Annotated in this window: 18 protein-coding genes; 4 read left to right on the top strand and 14 right to left on the bottom strand. The window is 70.8% G+C overall.

What is annotated here, in order from left to right; all coding sequences use genetic code 11:
* The first annotated feature begins 115 nt into the window (after positions 1–115).
* Positions 116–1,504, top strand: coding sequence for a hypothetical protein (locus OOJ98_RS23225; RefSeq protein ID WP_267056860.1), 1,389 nt, complete (start codon positions 116–118; stop codon positions 1,502–1,504).
* Between the two features lie 214 nt (positions 1,505–1,718).
* Here OOJ98_RS23225 and OOJ98_RS23220 read toward each other — a convergent pair whose 3' ends face one another.
* Together OOJ98_RS23220 and OOJ98_RS23215 are read right to left on the bottom strand one after the other, a co-directional pair.
* Positions 1,719–3,059, bottom strand: a complete 1,341-nt coding sequence (locus tag OOJ98_RS23220) for a class I SAM-dependent RNA methyltransferase (protein ID WP_267056859.1) — start codon at positions 3,057–3,059, stop codon at positions 1,719–1,721.
* 142 nt (positions 3,060–3,201) lie between these two features.
* Positions 3,202–5,247 carry an APC family permease gene (locus tag OOJ98_RS23215; protein ID WP_267056858.1) on the bottom strand — a complete coding sequence of 682 codons (2,046 nt, stop codon included), beginning with the start codon at positions 5,245–5,247 and terminating at the stop codon, positions 3,202–3,204.
* A 240-nt stretch (positions 5,248–5,487) separates the two neighbouring features.
* Here OOJ98_RS23215 and OOJ98_RS23210 point away from each other — a divergent pair, with 240 nt between their 5' ends.
* Together OOJ98_RS23210 and OOJ98_RS23205 are read left to right on the top strand one after the other, a co-directional pair.
* Complete coding sequence (locus OOJ98_RS23210) at positions 5,488–6,156, top strand: TrkA family potassium uptake protein (RefSeq protein ID WP_267056857.1); 669 nt, start codon at positions 5,488–5,490, stop codon at positions 6,154–6,156.
* Positions 6,156–6,824, top strand: coding sequence for a TrkA family potassium uptake protein (locus tag OOJ98_RS23205; protein WP_267056856.1), 669 nt, complete (start codon positions 6,156–6,158; stop codon positions 6,822–6,824). Before OOJ98_RS23210 ends, OOJ98_RS23205 begins: the two co-directional genes overlap by 1 nt.
* 117 nt (positions 6,825–6,941) lie before the next feature.
* On the opposite strand, the gene OOJ98_RS23200 is transcribed toward OOJ98_RS23205, so the two are convergent.
* From OOJ98_RS23200 to OOJ98_RS23165, 8 genes are all read right to left on the bottom strand, one after another.
* Complete coding sequence (locus OOJ98_RS23200; RefSeq protein WP_267057069.1) at positions 6,942–7,655, bottom strand: DUF3159 domain-containing protein; 714 nt, start codon at positions 7,653–7,655, stop codon at positions 6,942–6,944.
* Between the two features lie 27 nt (positions 7,656–7,682).
* The gene (locus tag OOJ98_RS23195; RefSeq protein WP_078966308.1) at positions 7,683–8,081 is read right to left on the bottom strand and encodes an OB-fold nucleic acid binding domain-containing protein; all 399 of its coding nucleotides are present in this window, start codon (positions 8,079–8,081) and stop codon (positions 7,683–7,685) included.
* Between the two features lie 50 nt (positions 8,082–8,131).
* Complete coding sequence (locus OOJ98_RS23190) at positions 8,132–8,824, bottom strand: response regulator (RefSeq protein ID WP_267056855.1); 693 nt, start codon at positions 8,822–8,824, stop codon at positions 8,132–8,134.
* Positions 8,825–8,891: 67 nt separating this feature from the next.
* Positions 8,892–11,435: a sensor histidine kinase KdpD gene (locus OOJ98_RS23185; RefSeq protein ID WP_267056854.1), complete on the bottom strand. Its 2,544-nt coding sequence runs from the start codon at positions 11,433–11,435 to the stop codon at positions 8,892–8,894.
* 161 nt (positions 11,436–11,596) lie between these two features.
* The gene (locus OOJ98_RS23180; protein ID WP_267056853.1) at positions 11,597–12,331 is read right to left on the bottom strand and encodes an ABC transporter ATP-binding protein; all 735 of its coding nucleotides are present in this window, start codon (positions 12,329–12,331) and stop codon (positions 11,597–11,599) included.
* Positions 12,332–12,564: 233 nt separating this feature from the next.
* Complete coding sequence (locus tag OOJ98_RS23175; RefSeq protein ID WP_267056852.1) at positions 12,565–13,347, bottom strand: DUF3710 domain-containing protein; 783 nt, start codon at positions 13,345–13,347, stop codon at positions 12,565–12,567.
* A gap of 1 nt (position 13,348) precedes the next feature.
* Entirely contained in the window at positions 13,349–13,882 is a 534-nt protein-coding gene (gene dut / locus OOJ98_RS23170; RefSeq protein ID WP_267056851.1) for a dUTP diphosphatase, read from the bottom strand.
* Positions 13,879–14,463, bottom strand: a complete 585-nt coding sequence (locus tag OOJ98_RS23165; RefSeq protein WP_267056850.1) for a PaaI family thioesterase — start codon at positions 14,461–14,463, stop codon at positions 13,879–13,881. The genes dut and OOJ98_RS23165 overlap by 4 nt, the downstream gene beginning before the upstream one ends.
* A gap of 57 nt (positions 14,464–14,520) precedes the next feature.
* On the opposite strand from OOJ98_RS23165, the gene OOJ98_RS23160 reads away from it, so the two are divergent.
* Positions 14,521–14,979: a DUF3093 domain-containing protein gene (locus OOJ98_RS23160; RefSeq protein WP_267056849.1), complete on the top strand. Its 459-nt coding sequence runs from the start codon at positions 14,521–14,523 to the stop codon at positions 14,977–14,979.
* A gap of 13 nt (positions 14,980–14,992) precedes the next feature.
* On the opposite strand, the gene OOJ98_RS23155 is transcribed toward OOJ98_RS23160, so the two are convergent.
* The 4 genes from OOJ98_RS23155 to OOJ98_RS23140 form a co-directional block, all read right to left on the bottom strand.
* A complete protein-coding gene (locus tag OOJ98_RS23155) occupies positions 14,993–16,003 on the bottom strand; it encodes a hypothetical protein (protein WP_267056848.1) in 1,011 nt (336 codons plus the stop codon).
* Between the two features lie 11 nt (positions 16,004–16,014).
* Complete coding sequence (locus OOJ98_RS23150; RefSeq protein WP_053725482.1) at positions 16,015–16,311, bottom strand: DUF4193 domain-containing protein; 297 nt, start codon at positions 16,309–16,311, stop codon at positions 16,015–16,017.
* 393 nt (positions 16,312–16,704) lie between these two features.
* The gene (locus tag OOJ98_RS23145) at positions 16,705–17,943 is read right to left on the bottom strand and encodes a cell wall metabolism sensor histidine kinase WalK (RefSeq protein WP_267056847.1); all 1,239 of its coding nucleotides are present in this window, start codon (positions 17,941–17,943) and stop codon (positions 16,705–16,707) included.
* Positions 17,944–17,948: 5 nt separating this feature from the next.
* Positions 17,949–18,602: a response regulator transcription factor gene (locus OOJ98_RS23140; protein ID WP_267056846.1), complete on the bottom strand. Its 654-nt coding sequence runs from the start codon at positions 18,600–18,602 to the stop codon at positions 17,949–17,951.
* Positions 18,603–18,767: the final 165 nt, after the last annotated feature.

Here is an 18,767-nt window from a genome sequence, read left to right as displayed (position 1 = left end):
AGATCGACCCTACGCTTCATCCAAATAAGGGATCTCGCTGCCCGCCCCGAATTCCCGCAGAAGCAGTGGGCATTGTCTCCGCGGCTGCACGCCCTGGGAACCACGGGAGAACCACATGCACCAGGCCCTCAACGAGCGGCAGCAGACCGTGCTCGACTGGGTGGGCCAGGGGAGTCCCGACGGAGTCTGGCCGGACAGCACGTACAAGGTCAGCGCACAGGCCCTGCAAAGCCGGGGGCTCATCAAAATCACCAAACGCCGCGGGCATTGGAACGCCCACCTCACTGACAAAGGTCGCCAGTATCTCACCGAACGCGGCATCCACCCCGTGGAGCAGAACGCTGAACCACCCAGGCAGTCCGGTCGAAAACCGGCACAACCACGGCCCAAGACAGTGTCGAAGGCCCGTACGAACTACGCGGACCAACTCCTCGAAGAACTAGCCGCCAACAACGGCTGCCTCATCAAGCCCATCGAACCCGGCCCTCACGCAGTGAATTGGGCATCGCGGGTCAACGCCGCCCGTAAGTCGGGCAAGATCCCACACACACAGGAAATCTACGGATACCGCACCCACCGCGGCTACGAAATCAAGCTCGCCGACATTCCCGCCTGGCGCCTCGCCGAACTCACCCCGCTCCCCGTGCCAGCCAGACTCACCAAACCCCACGCCGTCGTGGCCGCCCTCGAAAAGTGGCCGCAGCCCATGGGCCTGACCAAACCCCACCAAGGCAGAGCCCTGCGCATCATCCAGGCCCTCATCACCACCACCGAAGCACAAGGCCATAGGGCAGCGATCGGAACCACACAAGGCGCTCCCCCACCCCACCGGCGCCGCACGGCACCACCGCACTTCACCATCACTGCCCAAGGCGAAAGCGTCGGATTCCTCATCCTTCAGGAACAGGACCGCAGCGAACACGTCCCCAGCGCAAAGGAACTCGCCGACGCCAAGAAGCACTCGTGGATGCGCATCCCCCGCTTCGACTACACCCCCTCAAACCGCCTGCGCTTCATCCTCCGCGGCGGCAACCCGCACCGCGCCAGCGAATGGGCCGACCTCCCCGACCGGCCACTGGAAGACCAACTCGCCGAAATCGCACAAGAAGTCGGCCTCCGCGGCGAAGCCGCCGAACGCAAACGCCGCGCCGACCAGCAAGCCCGCGAGGAGCAGGAGCGGCGCTGGGAAGCCGCCATGCACGAAGCCCGCGCCGCATACGCCCACGCCTATCGCGTCAAACACCTCGAAGAACAGGCAGACGCCTGGCACCAGGCCAAGCGCCTGACCGAATACGTCACAGCAGTACGCGACCACGCCACATCACTGCCGCCGGGGCAAGAAAGGACCGAGATCGAGGCGTGGCTCGCGTTCGCAGACGCCCGCCTCCGACATCTCACCAAGTCCGCCTCAGCACCGAAGCTGCCCACGCCACCGAAGCCCAGCGGCGACGACCTCAAGCCCTTCCTCGGCCACTGGAGCCCCTACGGGCCCCGCTCCTACTAAGCCTTAACGCCGCCCACTACCCCGAATTTTCACCAAGAGACGGCAAAGTCGGAACCCCGACAGGCCCTACCCGACCCACCGCCACCTGCACGAACAGTCGCCTGACGCCCCATCAGAACGTGCGTCAAACGTGCGTCACGTGCGTCGCTCGTGCGTCAAGATATCGCCCGTAACGCACACAACGCCCATAATGCACACCAGGCGAAACCGCAGGTCAGACGCCCTTCGCGATCGGCTCCAGAATCGCCACGCACTCCACATGATGCGTCATCGGGAACAGGTCGAACGCCCGCAGCGTCCGCGGCTTGTAGCCCGCTTCCGCGAAGTACGCCAGGTCGCGGGCGAGGGCTGCCGGGTCGCAGGCTACGTAGGCGATGCGGCGGGCGCCCAGGGCGGCCAGGTGTTTGACCGTCTGCTTGCCGGCGCCCGCTCGGGGCGGGTCCAGGACGATCAGGTCGGCCTCGCTGATCTTGGTGCGGGGCAGGACCTGGTCGACCTTGCCCTGTTCGATGCGGACCCGGGGCAGGTCGGCCAGGTTGTGGCGGGCGTCCTCCACCGCGCGCTTGGAGGACTCGATGCCGAGGACCGCCCCGGTCTCGCCGACGCGCTCCGCGATCGCGCCCGCGAACAGGCCGACGCCGCAGTACAGGTCCAGCGCCATCTCGCCCTTGCGCGGCATCAGGCCCTGCATGACCGCCTTCACCAGGGTGTCGGGGGCCTGCGGGTGGACCTGCCAGAAGCCGCCCATGCCGACGCGGTAGGTGCGGCCGTCGGCGCGCTCGCGGACGAAGGCGCGGCCGTGCACGCGGTGCACCCCGCCGTCCTTCTCCTCGACGCGCAGGACCGAGACCGGCTTGTCGAGCTCGACCAGGGGGAGCCGGCCGCCGGGGTTCGGGGTCAGGACGACCTGGCGGTCGTGCGAGCCCGAGGAGGCGATCGCCTCGACCGACGCCATCTGCGGCCACTCCCGCTTCTCGACGCCCAGTTCCGTCACGCCCGGCGCCGCGATCATGCAGTGGTCGATGGCCTCGATGTCGTGCGAGCGGTGCTTGCGCAGGCCCGCGCGGCCCTCGTCGTCGACCGCGTACTGGACCCGGGTGCGCCACTTCGGGACCTCGCCCGCGGGGAGCTTGTCGCCCTCGGCCGGCATGACCGTGCCGTCCCAGCCGGCCTCCTCCGGGGTGAGGCCCGCGAGGCGCTGGAGCTGCTCGGCGATGACCTCGCCCTTGAGGCGGCGCTGCGCGCCGGGCTTGGCGTGCTGCCAGTCGCAGCCGCCGCACTTGCCGGGGCCGGCGTAGGGGCACGGGGCCTCGACGCGGTCCTTCGAGGGCTCCAGGACCGTCACCGCGTCCGCGCGCAGGAAGCGCGAGTCGGCCTCGCCCTCGGTGACGCGGGCGACGATCTTCTCGCCGGGCAGGGCGTGGCGTACGAACAGGACGCGGCCCTCGGCGGTGCGGGCGATGCAGTGGCCACCGTGCGCGACGGGGCCGACCTCGACCTCGTACTCCTCCCCGACCAGCGACGCCTGCGAGGGCTCGGATGCGTTCTGCTGCATGGGTGGGTGACTCCAGGGGTGAGGGAGGAAACGGCGGCGGCCGGGTGAACAGCCCACCAGTCTACGTGGGTGTCGCCCGGCCGCCCGCCACAGGCACCGCCCGGTCCGGCGCCGGACCCGTCCCCGCCCGGCGCCGCCCCGGTCAGCCCTTGTTGCTCGGCTCCTTCGGACGGGCCACCGGGCCGCGGCGCACCGCGCCCGGCGCGTTCCAGTCCGCGCGCCTGCGGGCCCGCTTCTTGGCGGCCTCGGAGGACTCCAGCTGATAGGGCACGGAGGTCACCATCACGCCGGGCGTGAACAGGAGGCGGCCCTTGAGCCGCAGCGCGCTCTGGTTGTGCAGCAGGTGCTCGTACCAGTGACCGACGACGTACTCGGGGATGAACACGCTGATCGCGTCGCGCGGGCTCTCGCGGCGCAGGCCCCGTACGTACTCGATGATCGGCCGGGTGATCTCGCGGTAGGGCGAGTCGAGGATCTTGAGCGGTACGTTGATGCCGCGCCGCTCCCACTCCTCCTTGAGCGCCTTCGTCTCGGCCGGGTCGACCGAGATGGAGAGCGCCTCCAGCTGGTCCGAGCGCATCAGCTTGGCGTAGGCCAGCGCGCGCAGGGTGGGCCGGTGGACCTTGGAGACCAGCACGATCGAGTGCACGCGGGAGGGCCGCAGGCTGTCGTCGGAGGGCTCGTCGGGGGCGGCGATCTCGGTGGCGACGCGGTCGTAGTGCTTGCGGATCGCGGTCATCGTTCCGTAGAAGATGACCATGCCGAGCAGCGCGACCCAGGCGCCGTGGGTGAACTTCGTGGCGAGGACGACCACGAGGACCAGGCCGGTGAAGAACGCGCCGAACGCGTTGATCGCGCGCGAGCGGACCATGTGACGGCGCTTGGCCTGGTCGGTCTCGGTGGCCAGGTGACGGTTCCAGTGCCGGACCATGCCGGTCTGGCTGAGCGTGAACGAGACGAAGACGCCGACGATGTACAGCTGGATCAGCCGGGTCGAGTCCGCGCCGTAGATCACGACGAGCAGTACGGCGGCGCCGGCGAGCAGCACGATGCCGTTGGAGAACGCGAGGCGGTCGCCGCGGGTGTGCAGCTGGCGCGGCAGGTAGCGGTCCTGGGCGAGGATCGAGCCGAGCAGCGGGAAGCCGTTGTACGCGGTGTTCGCGGCGAGGAACAGGACGAGCGCGGTGGCCGCGGCGAGCACGATGAACAGGAAGCTGCCGTTGCCGAAGACCGCCTCGGCGACCTGCGAGATCACCGGGTTCTGCACATAGCCGGAGCCGAGCGGCGAGCCGTTGTGCAGCAGGTCCTCGGCGGGCTTCTCGACCATCCGCACGTGGGTGGTCATGGCCAGCACGATGATGCCGCAGAACATCGTGACGGCGAGGCCGCCCATGAGCGCCAGCGTGGTCGCGGCGTTCTTCGACTTGGGCTTGCGGAAGGCGGGGACGCCGTTGCTGATCGCCTCGACGCCGGTGAGGGCGGCACAGCCGGAGGAGAAGGCGCGCAGGAGGAGGAAGACCATGGCGAAGCCCGCGAGGCCCTGGTGCTCGGCCTTGATCGTGTAGTCCGCGGTCGGGGCCTTCATGGTGTCGCCGAGCACGATGCCGCGGAAGGCGCCCCAGGCGATCATGAGGAAGACGCCGGCGACGAAGACGTACGTCGGGATGGCGAAGAGCTTCCCCGACTCCTTCATGCCGCGCAGGTTGAGCAGTGTGAGGAGCACGATGACGGCGACGGCGCAGAGCACCTTGTGCTCGACGATGAACGGGATCGCGGAGCCGAGGTTCTCGATGCCGGAGGCGATCGACACGGCCACGGTCAGGACGTAGTCGACGAGCAGGGCGGAGGCGACGGTGAGGCCGGCCTTCGGTCCCAGGTTGGTGGTGGCGACCTCGTAGTCACCGCCACCGCTCGGATAGGCGTGCACGTTCTGCCGGTAGGAGGCGACCACCGTGAACATGAGCACCACGACCGCGACCGCGATCCAGGGGCTGAAGTGGTACGCCGACACACCCGCCACGGACAGCACCAGGAGTACTTCTCCAGGCGCGTACGCAACGGACGAGAGCGGGTCGGAGGCAAAGACGGGAAGTGCGATGCGCTTAGGGAGGAGCGTTTCTCCCAGCTTGTCGCTGCGCAGCGCCCGGCCGATCAGGATCCGTTTGGGCACGTCGGTCAGTTTGGACACGCAGAGGATCGTAAGCGCTGTGTCTGGATAAGGCGCACCCGCCTCCCCCGGGCCGTGTCCGCTCTCGTGAAGGTCATGGGGGGCACTGCGTGAGTGGTTCCCGGGGCGGGCCGCATAAGCTCATCAGGCGGCACCGTGGATTTCGGTTGCCACGCTGTTGCCCGGCTAGCCGAGAAGGAAGTAGTGAGCAGGGTGTTTGCGCAGGTCATCGGGGCGACCAGGAGTGCGGGGTAAGGGGACGTGCACATCGTCATCATGGGCTGCGGGCGAGTGGGAGCCGCTCTCGCGCAAGCTCTGGAACAGCAGGGGCACACCGTCGCCGTGGTCGATCAGGACCCGACGGCCTTCCGCCGGCTGGGTTCCGGTTTCGGCGGGCGGCGGGTCACCGGCGTCGGTTTCGACCAGGACACGCTGCGCGAGGCGGGCATCGAGGAGGCCGGCGCGTTCGCGGCGGTCTCCAGCGGCGACAACTCCAACATCATCGCGGCCCGGGTGGCGCGCGAGATGTTCGGCATCGAGAACGTGGCGGCGCGGATCTACGACCCGCGGCGCGCGGAGGTCTACCAGCGCCTGGGCATCCCCACGGTCGCCACGGTGAGCTGGACCGCCGACCAGATGCTGCGGCGGCTGCTGCCGTCCGGCGCCGAGCCGCTGTGGCGCGACCCGAGCGGTGGCGTGCAGCTGGCCGAGGTGCACACCTCGGTGGCGTGGATCGGCCACAAGGTCAGCAAGTTGCAGGAGGAGACCGGCGTGCGCGTCGCGTTCCTCACCCGGCTGGGCGAAGCGGTGCTTCCGACGTCCCAGACGGTGCTGCAGGAAGGCGATCTGGTGCACGTGATGATGCGGACCGACGAGGTCGAAAAGGTCGAGGCGGCGTTCGCCCAGGGCCCCGAGGAAGGCGGTCACTGATGCGCGTGGCGATTGCCGGGGCCGGCGCGGTGGGCCGTTCCATCGCGGGCGAGCTCCTGGAGAACGGGCACGAGGTGCTCCTCGTCGACAAGGCGCCCACCGCCATCTCGGTCGAGCGGGTCCCGCTCGCGGAGTGGCTGCTCGCGGACGCCTGCGAGATCACCTCGCTCGACGAGGCGGCGCTCCAGCGCTGCAACGTGGTCATCGCGGCCACCGGCGACGACAAGGTGAACCTGGTCGTCTCGCTGCTCGCGAAGACCGAGTACGGCGTGCCGCGGGTGGTGGCCCGGGTCAACAACCCGAAGAACGAGTGGCTCTTCAACGAGTCGTGGGGCGTGGACGTCGCCGTCTCGACGCCGCGTCTGATGTCGGCGCTGGTCGAGGAGGCGGTGAGCGTCGGTGATCTCGTACGCCTGCTGCGCTTCAGCCACGGCGACGCCAACCTGGTCGAGCTGACGCTGCCGCCGGAGTCGGCGATCGCGGGCACGCAGGTCGGGGACGTGGCCTGGCCCGAGGACACCTCGCTCGTCACGATCATCCGGGGCACCCGGGTGCTCACGCCGAGCCAGGAGGAGACCCTGGAGGCCGGCGACGAGCTGCTGTTCGTGGCCGCGCAGGCCCGCGAGGAACAGCTGGAGGACCTGCTCTCGGTACGCCGTCAGAGCTGATCCCCCGCCGTACGGCGAAGGGCCCGCGACCGTGATGGTCGCGGGCCCTTCGTCACGTCGTGCTCGGGACGCGCGCGGCGGCCGCGCGGTGGGGCGCTGCGCCCCCGCCCCGCCGTACTACGCGCCCGCCTCGCCCCGCGACGCCGCGGCCTTGCGGGCCTTCTCCGCGGCTTCCTCCGCCTCCATCTCGGCGAAGACGTCGATCGGCGCCGGCGCCTTCGCGAGGAAGACCCAGGTGAGGTAGACGGCGAGCAGGAACGGCGGGATCTTCAGGGCGATCAGGACCCAGCCGAGCTGGGAGGTGTTGGCCCACCAGTACAGCGGGAAGAGGATCGCGCACTTGGCGAGCAGGATCAGCCCCCAGGCCCAACTGGCCTTCGCGTACGCCTTCTTGCGGCCCGGGTTGCGGGTGCGCCAGGACAGGTTCTCCTTGAAGACCGGGCCGAGGATCAGGCCGATCAGCGGGACCCCGCACAGGGTGGTGACGATGTAGGCGAGCGCCAGGCCGAGCGTGTAGAGCATGCCCGGCAGGTAGAAGTCCTTGGCGTTGCCCGTCACCATCGCGAAGACCACGCCGAAGGCGACGCCGAAGACGCCGCTGAAGGCGTGCTTCATGGTGTCCTTGCGCACCAGGCGGACCGCGACGAGCAGCAGCGACACCGCGAGGGCGGCGATCGCCGAGACGTGCAGGTCCTTGTTGATCGTGAAGATCGTGACGAAGAGCAGTCCCGGGAGGACCGTCTCCACCATGCCGCGCACCCCGCCGAACGCCTCGAAGAGCGCGGCCTCGGTGACGGCCTTGGCATCGGCGGGCGGGGCGGGGGTGGTCATGGTCGGCTTGTCGACTGACGTCACCGGCTACTCCTGTCCGAGCGGTCGGAGTTCGTATTTGGGGTTGAAAAGGACCCGCCGGCCGTGGCTCATGGAGATCCGGCCCGAAGCGATGAGCTTGCGGCCCGGCTCGATGCCCACGATCGAGCGCCGTCCGAGCCACACCACGTCCAGCGGGGCGGTGCCGTCGAAGAGCTCGGCCTCAAGCGCCGGCACACCCGCCCGCGGACGCAGGGTGACCGTCCGCAAGGTACCAGTGACTTTGACTATCTGGCGGTCGCTGCACTCGGAGATGCGGGTGCACCCCGTGGCCTGCGTGTCCTCCTGCAGTTCCGCGGAGTGCAAGTCCTCCTGCGAGGTGGACAGCCGGTCGAGCATCCGGCGGAAGCGCCCCGCGGGCTTCTCGGTACGAAGGTCAGCACTCATACAGAAAGGGTACCGGGGGCCGCTCGGGCCGGATCGGAGAGTGGGGCGGATCAGCGTTCGAAGCGGTACCCCATGCCCGGCTCGGTGATGAAGTGGCGCGGATGCGAGGGGTCGAGCTCCAGTTTGCGGCGCAGCTGCGCCATGTAGACGCGCAGGTAGTTGGTCTCGGTGCCGTAGGAGGGCCCCCACACCTCCTGGAGCAGCTGCTTCTGGCTGACCAGGCGGCCGGTGTTGCGCACCAGGACTTCCAGCAGATGCCATTCGGTGGGCGTGAGGCGTACGTCGCGGCCCTCGCGGTTGACCTTCTTGGCGGCCAGGTCGACGGTGAAGCCCTCGGTCTCGACCATCACCACGTCGTCGGCGCCCTCCGCGCCGCCGGCCGGCTCCGCGCGGCGTACGGCGGCGCGGAGCCGGGCGAGGAGTTCGTCCATGCCGAAGGGCTTGGTGACGTAGTCGTCGGCGCCCGCGTCGAGCGCCTCGACCTTCTCGTCGGAGGTGTGCCGGGCGGAGAGCACCAGGATGGGGACCCGGGTCCAGCCGCGCAGCCCGCGGATGACGTCGACGCCGTCCATGTCGGGCAGGCCGAGGTCGAGCAGGACCACGTCGGGGTGGCGGGCGGCGGCGAGCTGGAGCGCGGTCGCGCCGTCGGGGGCCGCGTCCACCTCGTACTTGCGTGCCTTGAGGTTGATCACGAGCGCGCGCACGATCTGCGGCTCGTCCTCGACCACGAGCACCCGGGTCATCTGGGATCCCTGCCTTCTGCGGTTGCGGTCCGAACGGTTCGGTTCATGGCGTGCCCTCGGGTCCGGTTCACGGGGTGCCCTCGGCGGTGAGGCCGGCGGGTGTGCGGGCCGGGCCCGGGGCGGCGCGGACGGTGAGGACCATGGTCAGGCCGCCGCCCGGGGTGTCCTCGGCGGCCAGGGTGCCGCCCATGGCCTCGGCGAAGCCCCGGGCGACGGCGAGGCCGAGGCCCACTCCGGCGCCGCGCGGGGCGTCGCCGTAGCGCTGGAAGGGCGCGAAGATGCGGTCCTTGGCGGCGTCGGGGACGCCGGGCCCGCGGTCGGTGACGCGTATCTCGACGCGGTCGGCGAGGGCGCTGGCGGCGACGGAGACGGCGCGCCCCAGGGGGCTGTACTTCACGGCGTTCTCGACGACGTTGGCGACGGCCCGCTCCAGGAGGCCCGGGTCGACCTCGACCATGGGCAGCGTCTCGGGGATGTCCAGGACGACGCTGTCCTCGGGGACGCCGCCGAGCGCCATGGGCACCACCTCGTCGAGGTCGATCTCGCGGATGAGCGGGGTGACCGTGCCGGTCTGGAGGCGCGACATGTCGAGGAGGTTGCCGACGAGGTGGTCGAGGCGGTCGGCGCCGTCCTCGATGCCTTCGAGCAGCTCCGCGCGGTCCTCGTCGGACCAGTCGACGTCGTCGGAGCGCAGCGAGCTGACGGCGGCCTTGATGGAGGCGAGCGGGGTGCGCAGGTCGTGGCTGACGGCGGCGAGCAGCGCGGTGCGGATGCGGTTGCCCTCGGCGAGCTTGCGGGCCTCCTCGGCCTCGCCCAGCAGCCGCCTGCGGTCCACGACGACGGCGGCCTGCGCGGCGAAGGCGCCCAGCACCCGCCGGTCCTCGGCGGGCAGGACGCGCCCGGACAGGGCGAGCGCCATGTGGTCGCCGACCGGCATGTCGACGTCGGCGTCCTCGGGGCGGCCGACCGGGTGCGGCCCGACGCTGCCCGCGCACGTCCAGGGCTCCACGTCGCCGGCCCGCTCCAGGAGGGCGACGGACCGCATGGCGAAGGTCTCGCGGACCCGCTCCAGGAGGGCGTCGAGGCTGGTCTCGCCGCGCAGGACGCTGCCCGCGAGGAAGGAGAGGATCTCGGATTCGGCGCGCAGCCGGGCCGCCTGGTGGGTGCGGCGGGCCGCGACGTCGACGACGGAGGCCACCGACACGGCCACCAGGACGAAGATCACGATGGCGACGATGTTCTTCGGGTCGGCGATCGTGACCTGGTGGACGGGCGGGGTGAAGAAGTAGTTCAGGAGGAACGAGCCGAACGCGGCCGACGCGAGCGCCGGGAGCAGCCCGCCGAGCAGCGCCGCGGCCACCGTGAGGGTCAGGAACAGGAGCATGTCGTTGGCGAGCCCGAGGCCCGCCTCGACGTTGGTGAGCAGCACGGTCAGCAGGGCGGGGCCGATCACGCCGGCCGCCCAGCCCCACACGATGCGGGCCCGCCCGAGCCGGGCACCGCGTGCGACGGGCAGGCCGCGGCCCTTGGCTACCGCTTCGTGCGTGACGATGTGGACGTCGAGGTCGGGCCCGGAGTCGCGGGCCACGGTCTGGCCGACACCGGGGCCGAGGATGTACTGCCAGGCCTTGCGGCGGCTGGAGCCGAGCACGATCTGGGTGGCGTTGACGCCCCGGGCGAAGGCGAGCAGGGCGGCCGGGATGTCGTCGCCTATGACGTGGTGGAAGCTGCCGCCGAGGTCCTCGACGAGGGTCCGCTGGACGGCGAGCTCCTTGGGCGACGCGGAGGTCAGCCCGTCGCTCCTGGCCACGTACACGGCGAGGATCTCGCTGCCGGAGCCCTTGGCGGCCACCCGGGCGGCCCGGCGGATGAGGGTGCGCCCCTCGGGGCCGCCGGTGAGGCCCACCACGATGCGCTCGCGGGCCTGCCAGGTCGACTTGATGTCGTGCTCGCCGCGGTACTGCTGGAGGTATTCGTCGACCCGGTCGGCGACCCAGAGCAGCGCCAGCTCGCGCAGTGCGGTGAGGTTGCCGGGGCGGAAGTAGTTGGAGAGGGCCGCGTCGACCTTGTCGGACTGGTAGACGTTGCCGTGCGCCATGCGGCGGCGCAGCGCCTGGGGCGACATGTCGACGAGCTCGATCTGGTCGGCCCGGCGCACCACCTCGTCGGGGACCGTCTCGCGCTGGCGCACGCCGGTGATCGACTCGACGACGTCGCCGAGGGACTCCAGGTGCTGGATGTTGACGGTGGACACGACATCGATGCCTGCGGCGAGCAGCTCCTCGACGTCCTGCCAGCGCTTGGTGTTGCGGGCGCCGGGCACGTTGGTGTGCGCCAGCTCGTCCACGAGGGCGACGGCGGGGCGCCGCTCCAGGACGGCGTCGACGTCCATCTCGGTGAAGACGGCCCCGCGGTGGTCGATCGAGCGCCGCCGGATCTGCTCCAGGCCGTGCAGCATCACCTCGGTGCGGGGCCTGCCGTGATGCTCGACGAAGGCGACGACGCAGTCGGTGCCGCGCTCGACGCGGCGGTGCGCCTCGGCGAGCATGGCGTACGTCTTGCCGACGCCCGGCGCCGCGCCGAGGTAGATCCGAAGCTTGCCGCGTGCCATGGCCCCATTGTCTTTCAGAATGCGGATGCATACGCAGCGTCGACCTTACGGCCAACAATTGCGGCAAATGGGGTGCGGGTGGGACGGGCGGCGCGTATTGACGCGATTCTGACGCTCCGCGCGCCGCCCGGTGCCGCGAGCCGACGGCGCCGGGGGGCGCGTCAGCCGTGGTCGGTGATCTGCCCGTCGTTGAGTTCGAGGACGCGGTCGGCGAGGCCGAGGAGCTGGCTGTCGTGGGTCGCGACGAGGACCGTGACGCCCTCGCTGCGCACGACCGCGCGCAGCAGCTCCATCACCGCGAGCCCGGTGTCGGCGTCGAGCTGCCCGGTGGGCTCGTCCGCGATGAGCAGGGCCGGCCGGTTGGCGAGGGCGCGGGCGATGGCGACGCGCTGCTGCTGCCCGCCGGAGAGCTCTCCGGGGCGCTGCGCCGCGTGGTCGCCGAGGCCGACGAGGGAGAGCAGCAGGGCGGCGCGCTCCTCGCGCTCGCGCGGGGCGGTCTTCCTGAGCCGCATCGGGACGCCCACGTTCTCGGCGGCGCTGAGGATGGGGATGAGGCCGAAGGACTGGAAGATGAAGCCGATGCGGTCGCGGCGCAGTTCGAGGAGGCCCTGCTCCCCCAGGCTCCCGACGTCGGTGCCGTCGACGGTGACGGTGCCGCCGTCCGGCCGGTCGAGGCCGCCGAGCAGGTTGAGCAGGGTCGTCTTGCCGGAGCCCGAGCGGCCCTTGAGGGCGACCAGTTCGCCGCGCGGCACCACGAAGGAGACTCCGCGCAGCGCGTGGACGGCGGCCGCGCCGGTTCCGTACGAGCGGCGCAGGTTCTCGACCGTGATCATGGGGCCGCCGGGCCGGTCGTCCGTGACGGCCGTGCCGCCCTGTCCGCTGGTGCTCCGGGTCATGGCCGTGTCCCCCGTACGTTCGTGTGCGCGGCCGCCAGTATGTGCGGGCCGCACGCGGCCGGGCAACGGAATCGGGGACGGTCTGCCCGGATTGCCCGCGCGCGGGAGGTCCTTTCGGGCAACGCGGGGCCGGCGCGGGCAGCCGGAGGCCGCGGTGGCGCGCGTACGCCGATGGGCCGCGCCCCCGGTGCGGGGGTGCGGCCCATCGGGTCCATCAAGTACGGACGAGCGGGTCAGCGGATCTCGGAGATCTCCGGGCCGCGCTGGAGCTGGCCCATGCCGCCGGAGAAGCGCGAGCCCTCCTGGTCCTCCTGCTGGACGCCCTCGGGCACCATCTGCGCGTCGTTGGGGAGCTTCAGGACGATCGGGTCGCGGGGCGCCATCGGGCCCTCGCCGCGCACCACGACGGTGTCGCGGAAGATCGTCTCCAGGAGCCCGGCGGCCTGCGGCTGCACCGCGCCCTGGCCGGAGATGACCCCGCGCAGGAACCAGCGCGGTCCGTCCACGCCGACGAAGCGCACCAGTTGGACCCCGTTGGTGCCGTCGGGCAGCTGGACGGGGACCTGCGCGCGCAGCTCCCAGCCGAGCGGGCCCTCGACCTCGTCGATGATGCCGCCCTGCTGGGTGATGCCGGTGGCGATCTCCTCGCGGACCTCGCCCCAGATGCCTTCCTTCTTCGGTGCCGCGAAGGCCTGCAGCTGGACCGCGCTGTCGTTCAGGACGACCGTGGCCGCCACGATCGCGTCGCCCGCGACCTCGACCCGCAGCTCCATGCCTTCGACCCCGGGGACGAAGAGGCCGCCCAGGTCGACCCGGCCCTCGCCGGGCTCGGTCACCTCGGAGACGTCCCAGGGTCCGTCCGGACGGGGCGCCGGCGGCAGGTTCACCCTGCGCGCCCCGGCCTCGTCGCCGGCCGTGCTGTCGTCGGCCCCGGTGCCGTCGACGACCTGCTCGGCCTCGCCCGCCGCGTCCGCCGCGTCGTCCGCGGATCCACTCTTCTTGCGACGTCCGAACACGTCACTGTCCTTCCCGGTCGGATACGACCGAAGCGTATCGATTCCCACCCGTTGTGCCGCCATCGGCGGCCGAACCGCCCACGGCGGCGTGACCGCCGGTGGACCCGAAGCCCCCCTCGGCCCGCGCCGAGCCGGGAAGCTCCGCCACCTCGTGGAAGCGCACCTTCTCGACCTGCTGGACGACCAGTTGGGCAATGCGGTCGAAACGCTCGAACCGCACGCTCTCGCGCGGGTCGAGGTTGACCACGATCACCTTGATCTCTCCACGGTACCCGGCATCCACCGTCCCCGGGGCATTCACCAGGGCGACACCGCACCGGGCGGCGAGCCCCGAACGGGGGTGCACGAAGGCCGCGTACCCGTCGGGCAGCGCGATGGAAACACCGGTCGCCAGGACCGCCCGCTCACCGGGGGCGAGCTCGGCGGCCTCGGTGGTCACCAGATCGGCGCCCGCGTCGCCCGGGTGCCCGTACGCCGGGATCGGCACCTCCGGGTCCACACGGCGGATGAGGACGTCCACGGGTTCACGCGTCACGGGTTCACCTCGAAGGCGCGGGCGCGCCTGACCTGGTCGGGGTCGGACATCGCGGCCTGGATCTCGGCCGGGCGTCCGTTGTCGATGAAGTGGTCCACCTTCACCTCGATGAAGAGGGCCTGGGCGCGGACCGCGACGGGCCCCTCGGGGCCGCCGATGCGGCCGGTGGCCCGGGAGTAGATCTTGCGGCCGGCCACGGCGGTGACCTCGGCCTCCAGGTGCAGCACGGTGCCGACCGGCACCGGCCGGACGAAGTCCGTCTCCAGCCGGCCGGTCACGGCGATGACCCGCAGCAGCCAGTTCAGGGAGCCGAGCGTCTCGTCGAGCGCGGTCGCGAGGACCCCGCCGTGGGCGAGCCCGGGGGCGCCCTGGTGGGCCTCGCGCACGGTGAACTCGGCGGTGACGGTCACGCCCTTCCCGGCGCGCGCGGCCAGGTGCAGTCCGTGGGGCTGTCCGTCGCCGCAGCCGAAGCAGTGCCCGTAGTGCGCACCGAGCAGTTCGCCGGGTGCGGGCGCCTCGGCGTGCCGCACCGGCGCTATGGCGTCGGCCGGGGGCGTCAGGGACGCAGATGTAGCAGTCACAGGCGCAGACCTTACCCGCGGTCAGGGAGCAGGTCGCGCCGTGCCAAGCTAGCTCTCATGCAGCCCAATGCCCCGCAGTACGCAGAACGCCTCACCGCGCCCCGTTCCTGGTGGTTCATCTCCGTCCTGGTCGGCTTCGCGTGCGCGCTGATGCTGCTTCCGGTGGGCACGCTGCCGATGCTGGCCGGCTTCGTCGGCGGCACGGCGATCTCGTGGGTCGTGGTGAGTTCGTACGGCTCGATCCGGATCCGGGTGCTGCCGGACACCCTGGTCGCGGGCGAGGCCCGGATCCCGGTCAAGGCGCTGGGCGAACCGGAGATCCTGGACGCCGACGAGGCGCGGGCCTGGCGGCTGCACAAGGCCGACCCCCGCGCGTACATGCTGCTGCGGGCGTACATCCCGACCGCGCTGAAGGTGGAGATCACGGATCCGGCGGACCCGACGCCGTACGTCTACCTCTCGACGCGTGACCCCGAGGCGCTGAAGGCGGCCCTGAACGCGGTCCGCGCGGCCTGACGGTCCAGGCCGGTCAGCGGCCGAGTTCCCTCGGAATGCCGCCCGGCGGCAGGGGGTCGTCCGGCTGTTCCAGGGGCGGCAGGCCGGACAGGGCGTCCCACGGCACCTGGCGGGAGCGCAGGTCCTTCCTGATGTGCCCGGCGAGCTTCTTGGTGTCGCGGCGGTTCATCACGGCGCCGACGGCCGCGCCCACCATGAACGGCGTCAGGTTCGGCAGGTTGCGGACCATACGCTTCATGATCTGCTGGCGCAGCTCGCGCTTCATCTGGCCGCCTAGCGCGAAGTTGAGCGTCGTCGGCTTGGTGACGTCGATGCCGCGCTCCTCCGTCCACGACGTCAGGTACGCCATCGAGCGTTCCCTGAGCGTGCCGGGCGGGCGCATGCCGTAGACCTCGTGCAGCTCGGCGATGAGCTTCAGTTCGATGGCGGCGACGCCGGTGATCTCCGCGGCGAGTTCGGCGGGCATCGCGGGCGGTACGGGCAGCATCGCGGCCGCGCCGATCCCCGCGCCGACCGTGGAGGTGCCGTTGGCGGCGCCCGCGATCAGCTTGTCGGCGATCTCCTCCGGGCCGAGGCCGGGAAAGTGGGCGCGCAGGGTCGCCAGGTCCCGCACCGGGATGCGGGGGGCGACCTCGATGATCCGGTCGGCAAGGTGGCCGAGCGAGGCCTTCACGCCCTCGCCGCTCTTGCGTACGCCCTTCTTGAGCACCGGAACGCTCTTCCTCAGGGCGGGAACACCCTTGTCGAGAGCGCCCCTGCGCAGGGCGTTCAGGCGGCGGACCCCGGCCGCGGGTCCCGCCTCGTGCTCGCTCCCCGGCGCCGTGACGGCTGCTTCGAGCGAGGCCTGGTGGCCCCGCTCCGCGTCACGTGCACCGTCGGCGGCGCTCACCGCAGGGAGGCCGGCCGGCTCGGCGGGGGCTTCCACGCCTTCTGCCGGGCCTGTGCCGCCCTGTGGTACCTCGGTGGAGCCCGGGGCACCCTTCCTCCGGAACGGTCGCTTCCGGGGCGGTTCAGCGCCTGTCATGGCCGGCCTGCTCAGTCGCAGTCGCGGCAGATGGGCTGGCCGTTCTTCTCGCGGGCCAGCTGGCTGCGGTGGTGCACGAGGAAGCAGCTCATGCAGGTGAACTCGTCGGCCTGCTTGGGCAGGACGCGGACGGCGAGCTCTTCGTTGGACAGGTCCGCGCCGGGCAGTTCCATACCCTCGGCAGCCTCGTACTCGTCGACGTCGACGGTCGAGGTGGACTTGTCGTTGCGCCGTGCCTTCAGCTCTTCAAGGCTGTCGGAATCGACGTCGTCATCGGTCTTGCGTGGGGTGTCGTAGTCCGTTGCCATGTCGCTCTCCCCCTCTGGGTGGTTGCGGTGTCTCAGCGCACGTAACGCGTGAGAGGCCGGACTTGTGCCCGACCTGAGGCGGAGATTTTGCCTCACATCAAGGTCTGTTACTCAATCGACACCCAACCGCACTCCTTCAGAGTGCTCGTCTTGGATGGCGATCGGGACCGTACACGGTCCTCATGTCGCACCTCACCAGCGCCACCTCGTGTACTTCCCGTGATCCCACCCCCCGGAAACCCGGACTTTTACCGGGATTCCAGGGGAATTGACGATCACGGAGAGTAGGTGACCTGAAGTGCAACTTTGTGACTGATCACACACGAAACTCTCAGGAACGCGTCCAGAAAATTCCGCGCAAAGCGAACTGTCACCGCAGCTCCGAGCAGCGTCTCAGACCGGGAGGGTGACACGCATCACGAGGCCGCCGCCTTCGCGGGGCTCCGCGATGATACGGCCTCCGTGGGCCCTCGCGACCGACCGGGCGATGGACAGGCCGAGTCCGACGCCCTTGTCGCTGCCGGTGCGCTCGGTGCGCAGCCGGCGGAACGGCTCGAAGATGTTGTCGATCTCGTACGCCGGGACCACCGGCCCCGTGTTGGTCACGAGCAGCGTCGCGTGGCCGTCCTTGAGCTCGGTGACCACCTCGACCCAGCCGTCCTCGGGGATGTTGTACCGGACCGCGTTCTGGACCAGGTTCAGGGCGATGCGCTCCAGGAGGACGCCGTTGCCCTGGACGACCGCGGGGCTCCGCTCGCCGCGGATCTCCACGCCCTTGGCCTCGGCCTCGTTCCTGGCCTGGTCCAGGGCGCGGGAGGCCACCTCGGCGAGGTCGACGGGCTTGCGGTCGACGATCTCGTTGTCGCTGCGGGCGAGGAGCAGCAGCCCTTCGACGAGCTGTTCGCTGCGCTCGTTGGTGGCGAGCAGCGTCTTGCCGAGCTGCTGGAGCTCGACCGGGGCACCGGGGTCGGAGAGGTGCACTTCGAGCAGGGTGCGGTTGATGGCGAGCGGGGTGCGCAGCTCGTGAGAGGCGTTGGCGACGAAGCGCTGCTGGGCGGTGAAGGCGCGCTCCAAGCGGTCCAGCATCTCGTCGAAGGTGTCGGAGAGCTCCTTCAGTTCGTCGTCGGGGCCGTCGAGCTCGATGCGCCGGGTCAGGTCGGTGCCGGCCACGCGCCGTGCGGTACGGGTGATCCGGCCGAGCGGCGACAGGACGCGGCCGGCCATCGCGTACCCGAAGGCGAAGGCGATGACGCTGAGGCCGACCAGGGCGAGCAGGGAGCGGCTCAGGAGGTTGTCGAGGGCGTGCTGGCGCTGCTGGGCCATGCAGACGCCGATGGCGTCGTTGATCTCCTGGAAGGTGCCCGACGCGGGGAGCTGGCAGCTGCTGCTGGACAGCGCGATGCCCTGACCCCCCACGATCTTGAACGGGGCGCTGCCCGCGTGCAGGGCCTGCGCGGCGAGCAGGTAGATGATCGAGAGGAGCAGTATCCCCGCGATCATGAACATGCCGCCGTAGAGCAGGGTGAGGCGTATGCGGATGGTGGGCCTGAGCCAGGGGAAGGGCGGTTCGGCCGACTTCGGGGCCCACGTGGGCTTCGGTGGCGCCGTGGGGGGCGCGGGCGTGGCGGCCATCGCCGTCAGATCCGGTAACCCGAGCCCGGCACGGTGACGATCACCGGGGGCTCGCCGAGCTTGCGGCGCAGGGTCATGACGGTGACCCGGACGACGTTGGTGAACGGGTCGGTGTTCTCGTCCCAGGCCTTCTCCAGGAGCTGCTCGGCCGAGACCACGGCGCCCTCGCTGCGCATCAGCACTTCCAGGACGGCGAACTCCTTGGGCGCGAGCTGGATCTCCCGGCCCTCGCGGAAGACCTCGCGGCGGTTGGGGTCGAGCTTGATGCCGGCCCGCTCCAGGATGGGCGGCAGCGGCACGGTGGTGCGCCGGCCGAGGGCGCGCACGCGGGCGGTCAGCTCGGTGAAGGCAAAGGGCTTGGGCAGGTAGTCGTCCGCGCCGATCTCCAGGCCCTCGACCCGGTCGCTGACGTCACCCGCGGCCGTCAGCATCAGGACCCGGGTGGCCATGCCCAGCTCGACGATCTTGCGGCAGACGTCGTCGCCGTGGACGAGCGGGAGGTCCCGGTCGAGCACCACCACGTCGTAGTCGTTCACTCCGATCCGCTCCAGGGCCGCGGCGCCGTCGTACACGACGTCGACGGCCATGGCCTCCCGGCGCAGTCCGGTGGCCACCGCATCGGCGAGCAGCTGCTCGTCCTCGACGACGAGTACGCGCACGGCGCATTCCTTCCCTAGGACCCGCGTCGTGCGCGGGCACATCTGTGCACTGAAGCAGTGACTGTCCGCTTCCATCCTGCCCCTTACGCCCATAAACCGGCGGTAAGGCGATGCCGGACCGGGACGGCCCCCACCTGCGTTTTCCAGCCGGGGCCGGGGCGACCG

The sequence above is a fragment of the Streptomyces sp. NBC_00083 genome (assembly GCF_026343295.1).
Classification (GTDB): domain Bacteria; phylum Actinomycetota; class Actinomycetes; order Streptomycetales; family Streptomycetaceae; genus Streptomyces.
This window is presented reverse-complemented; position numbering and strand designations above follow the sequence as displayed.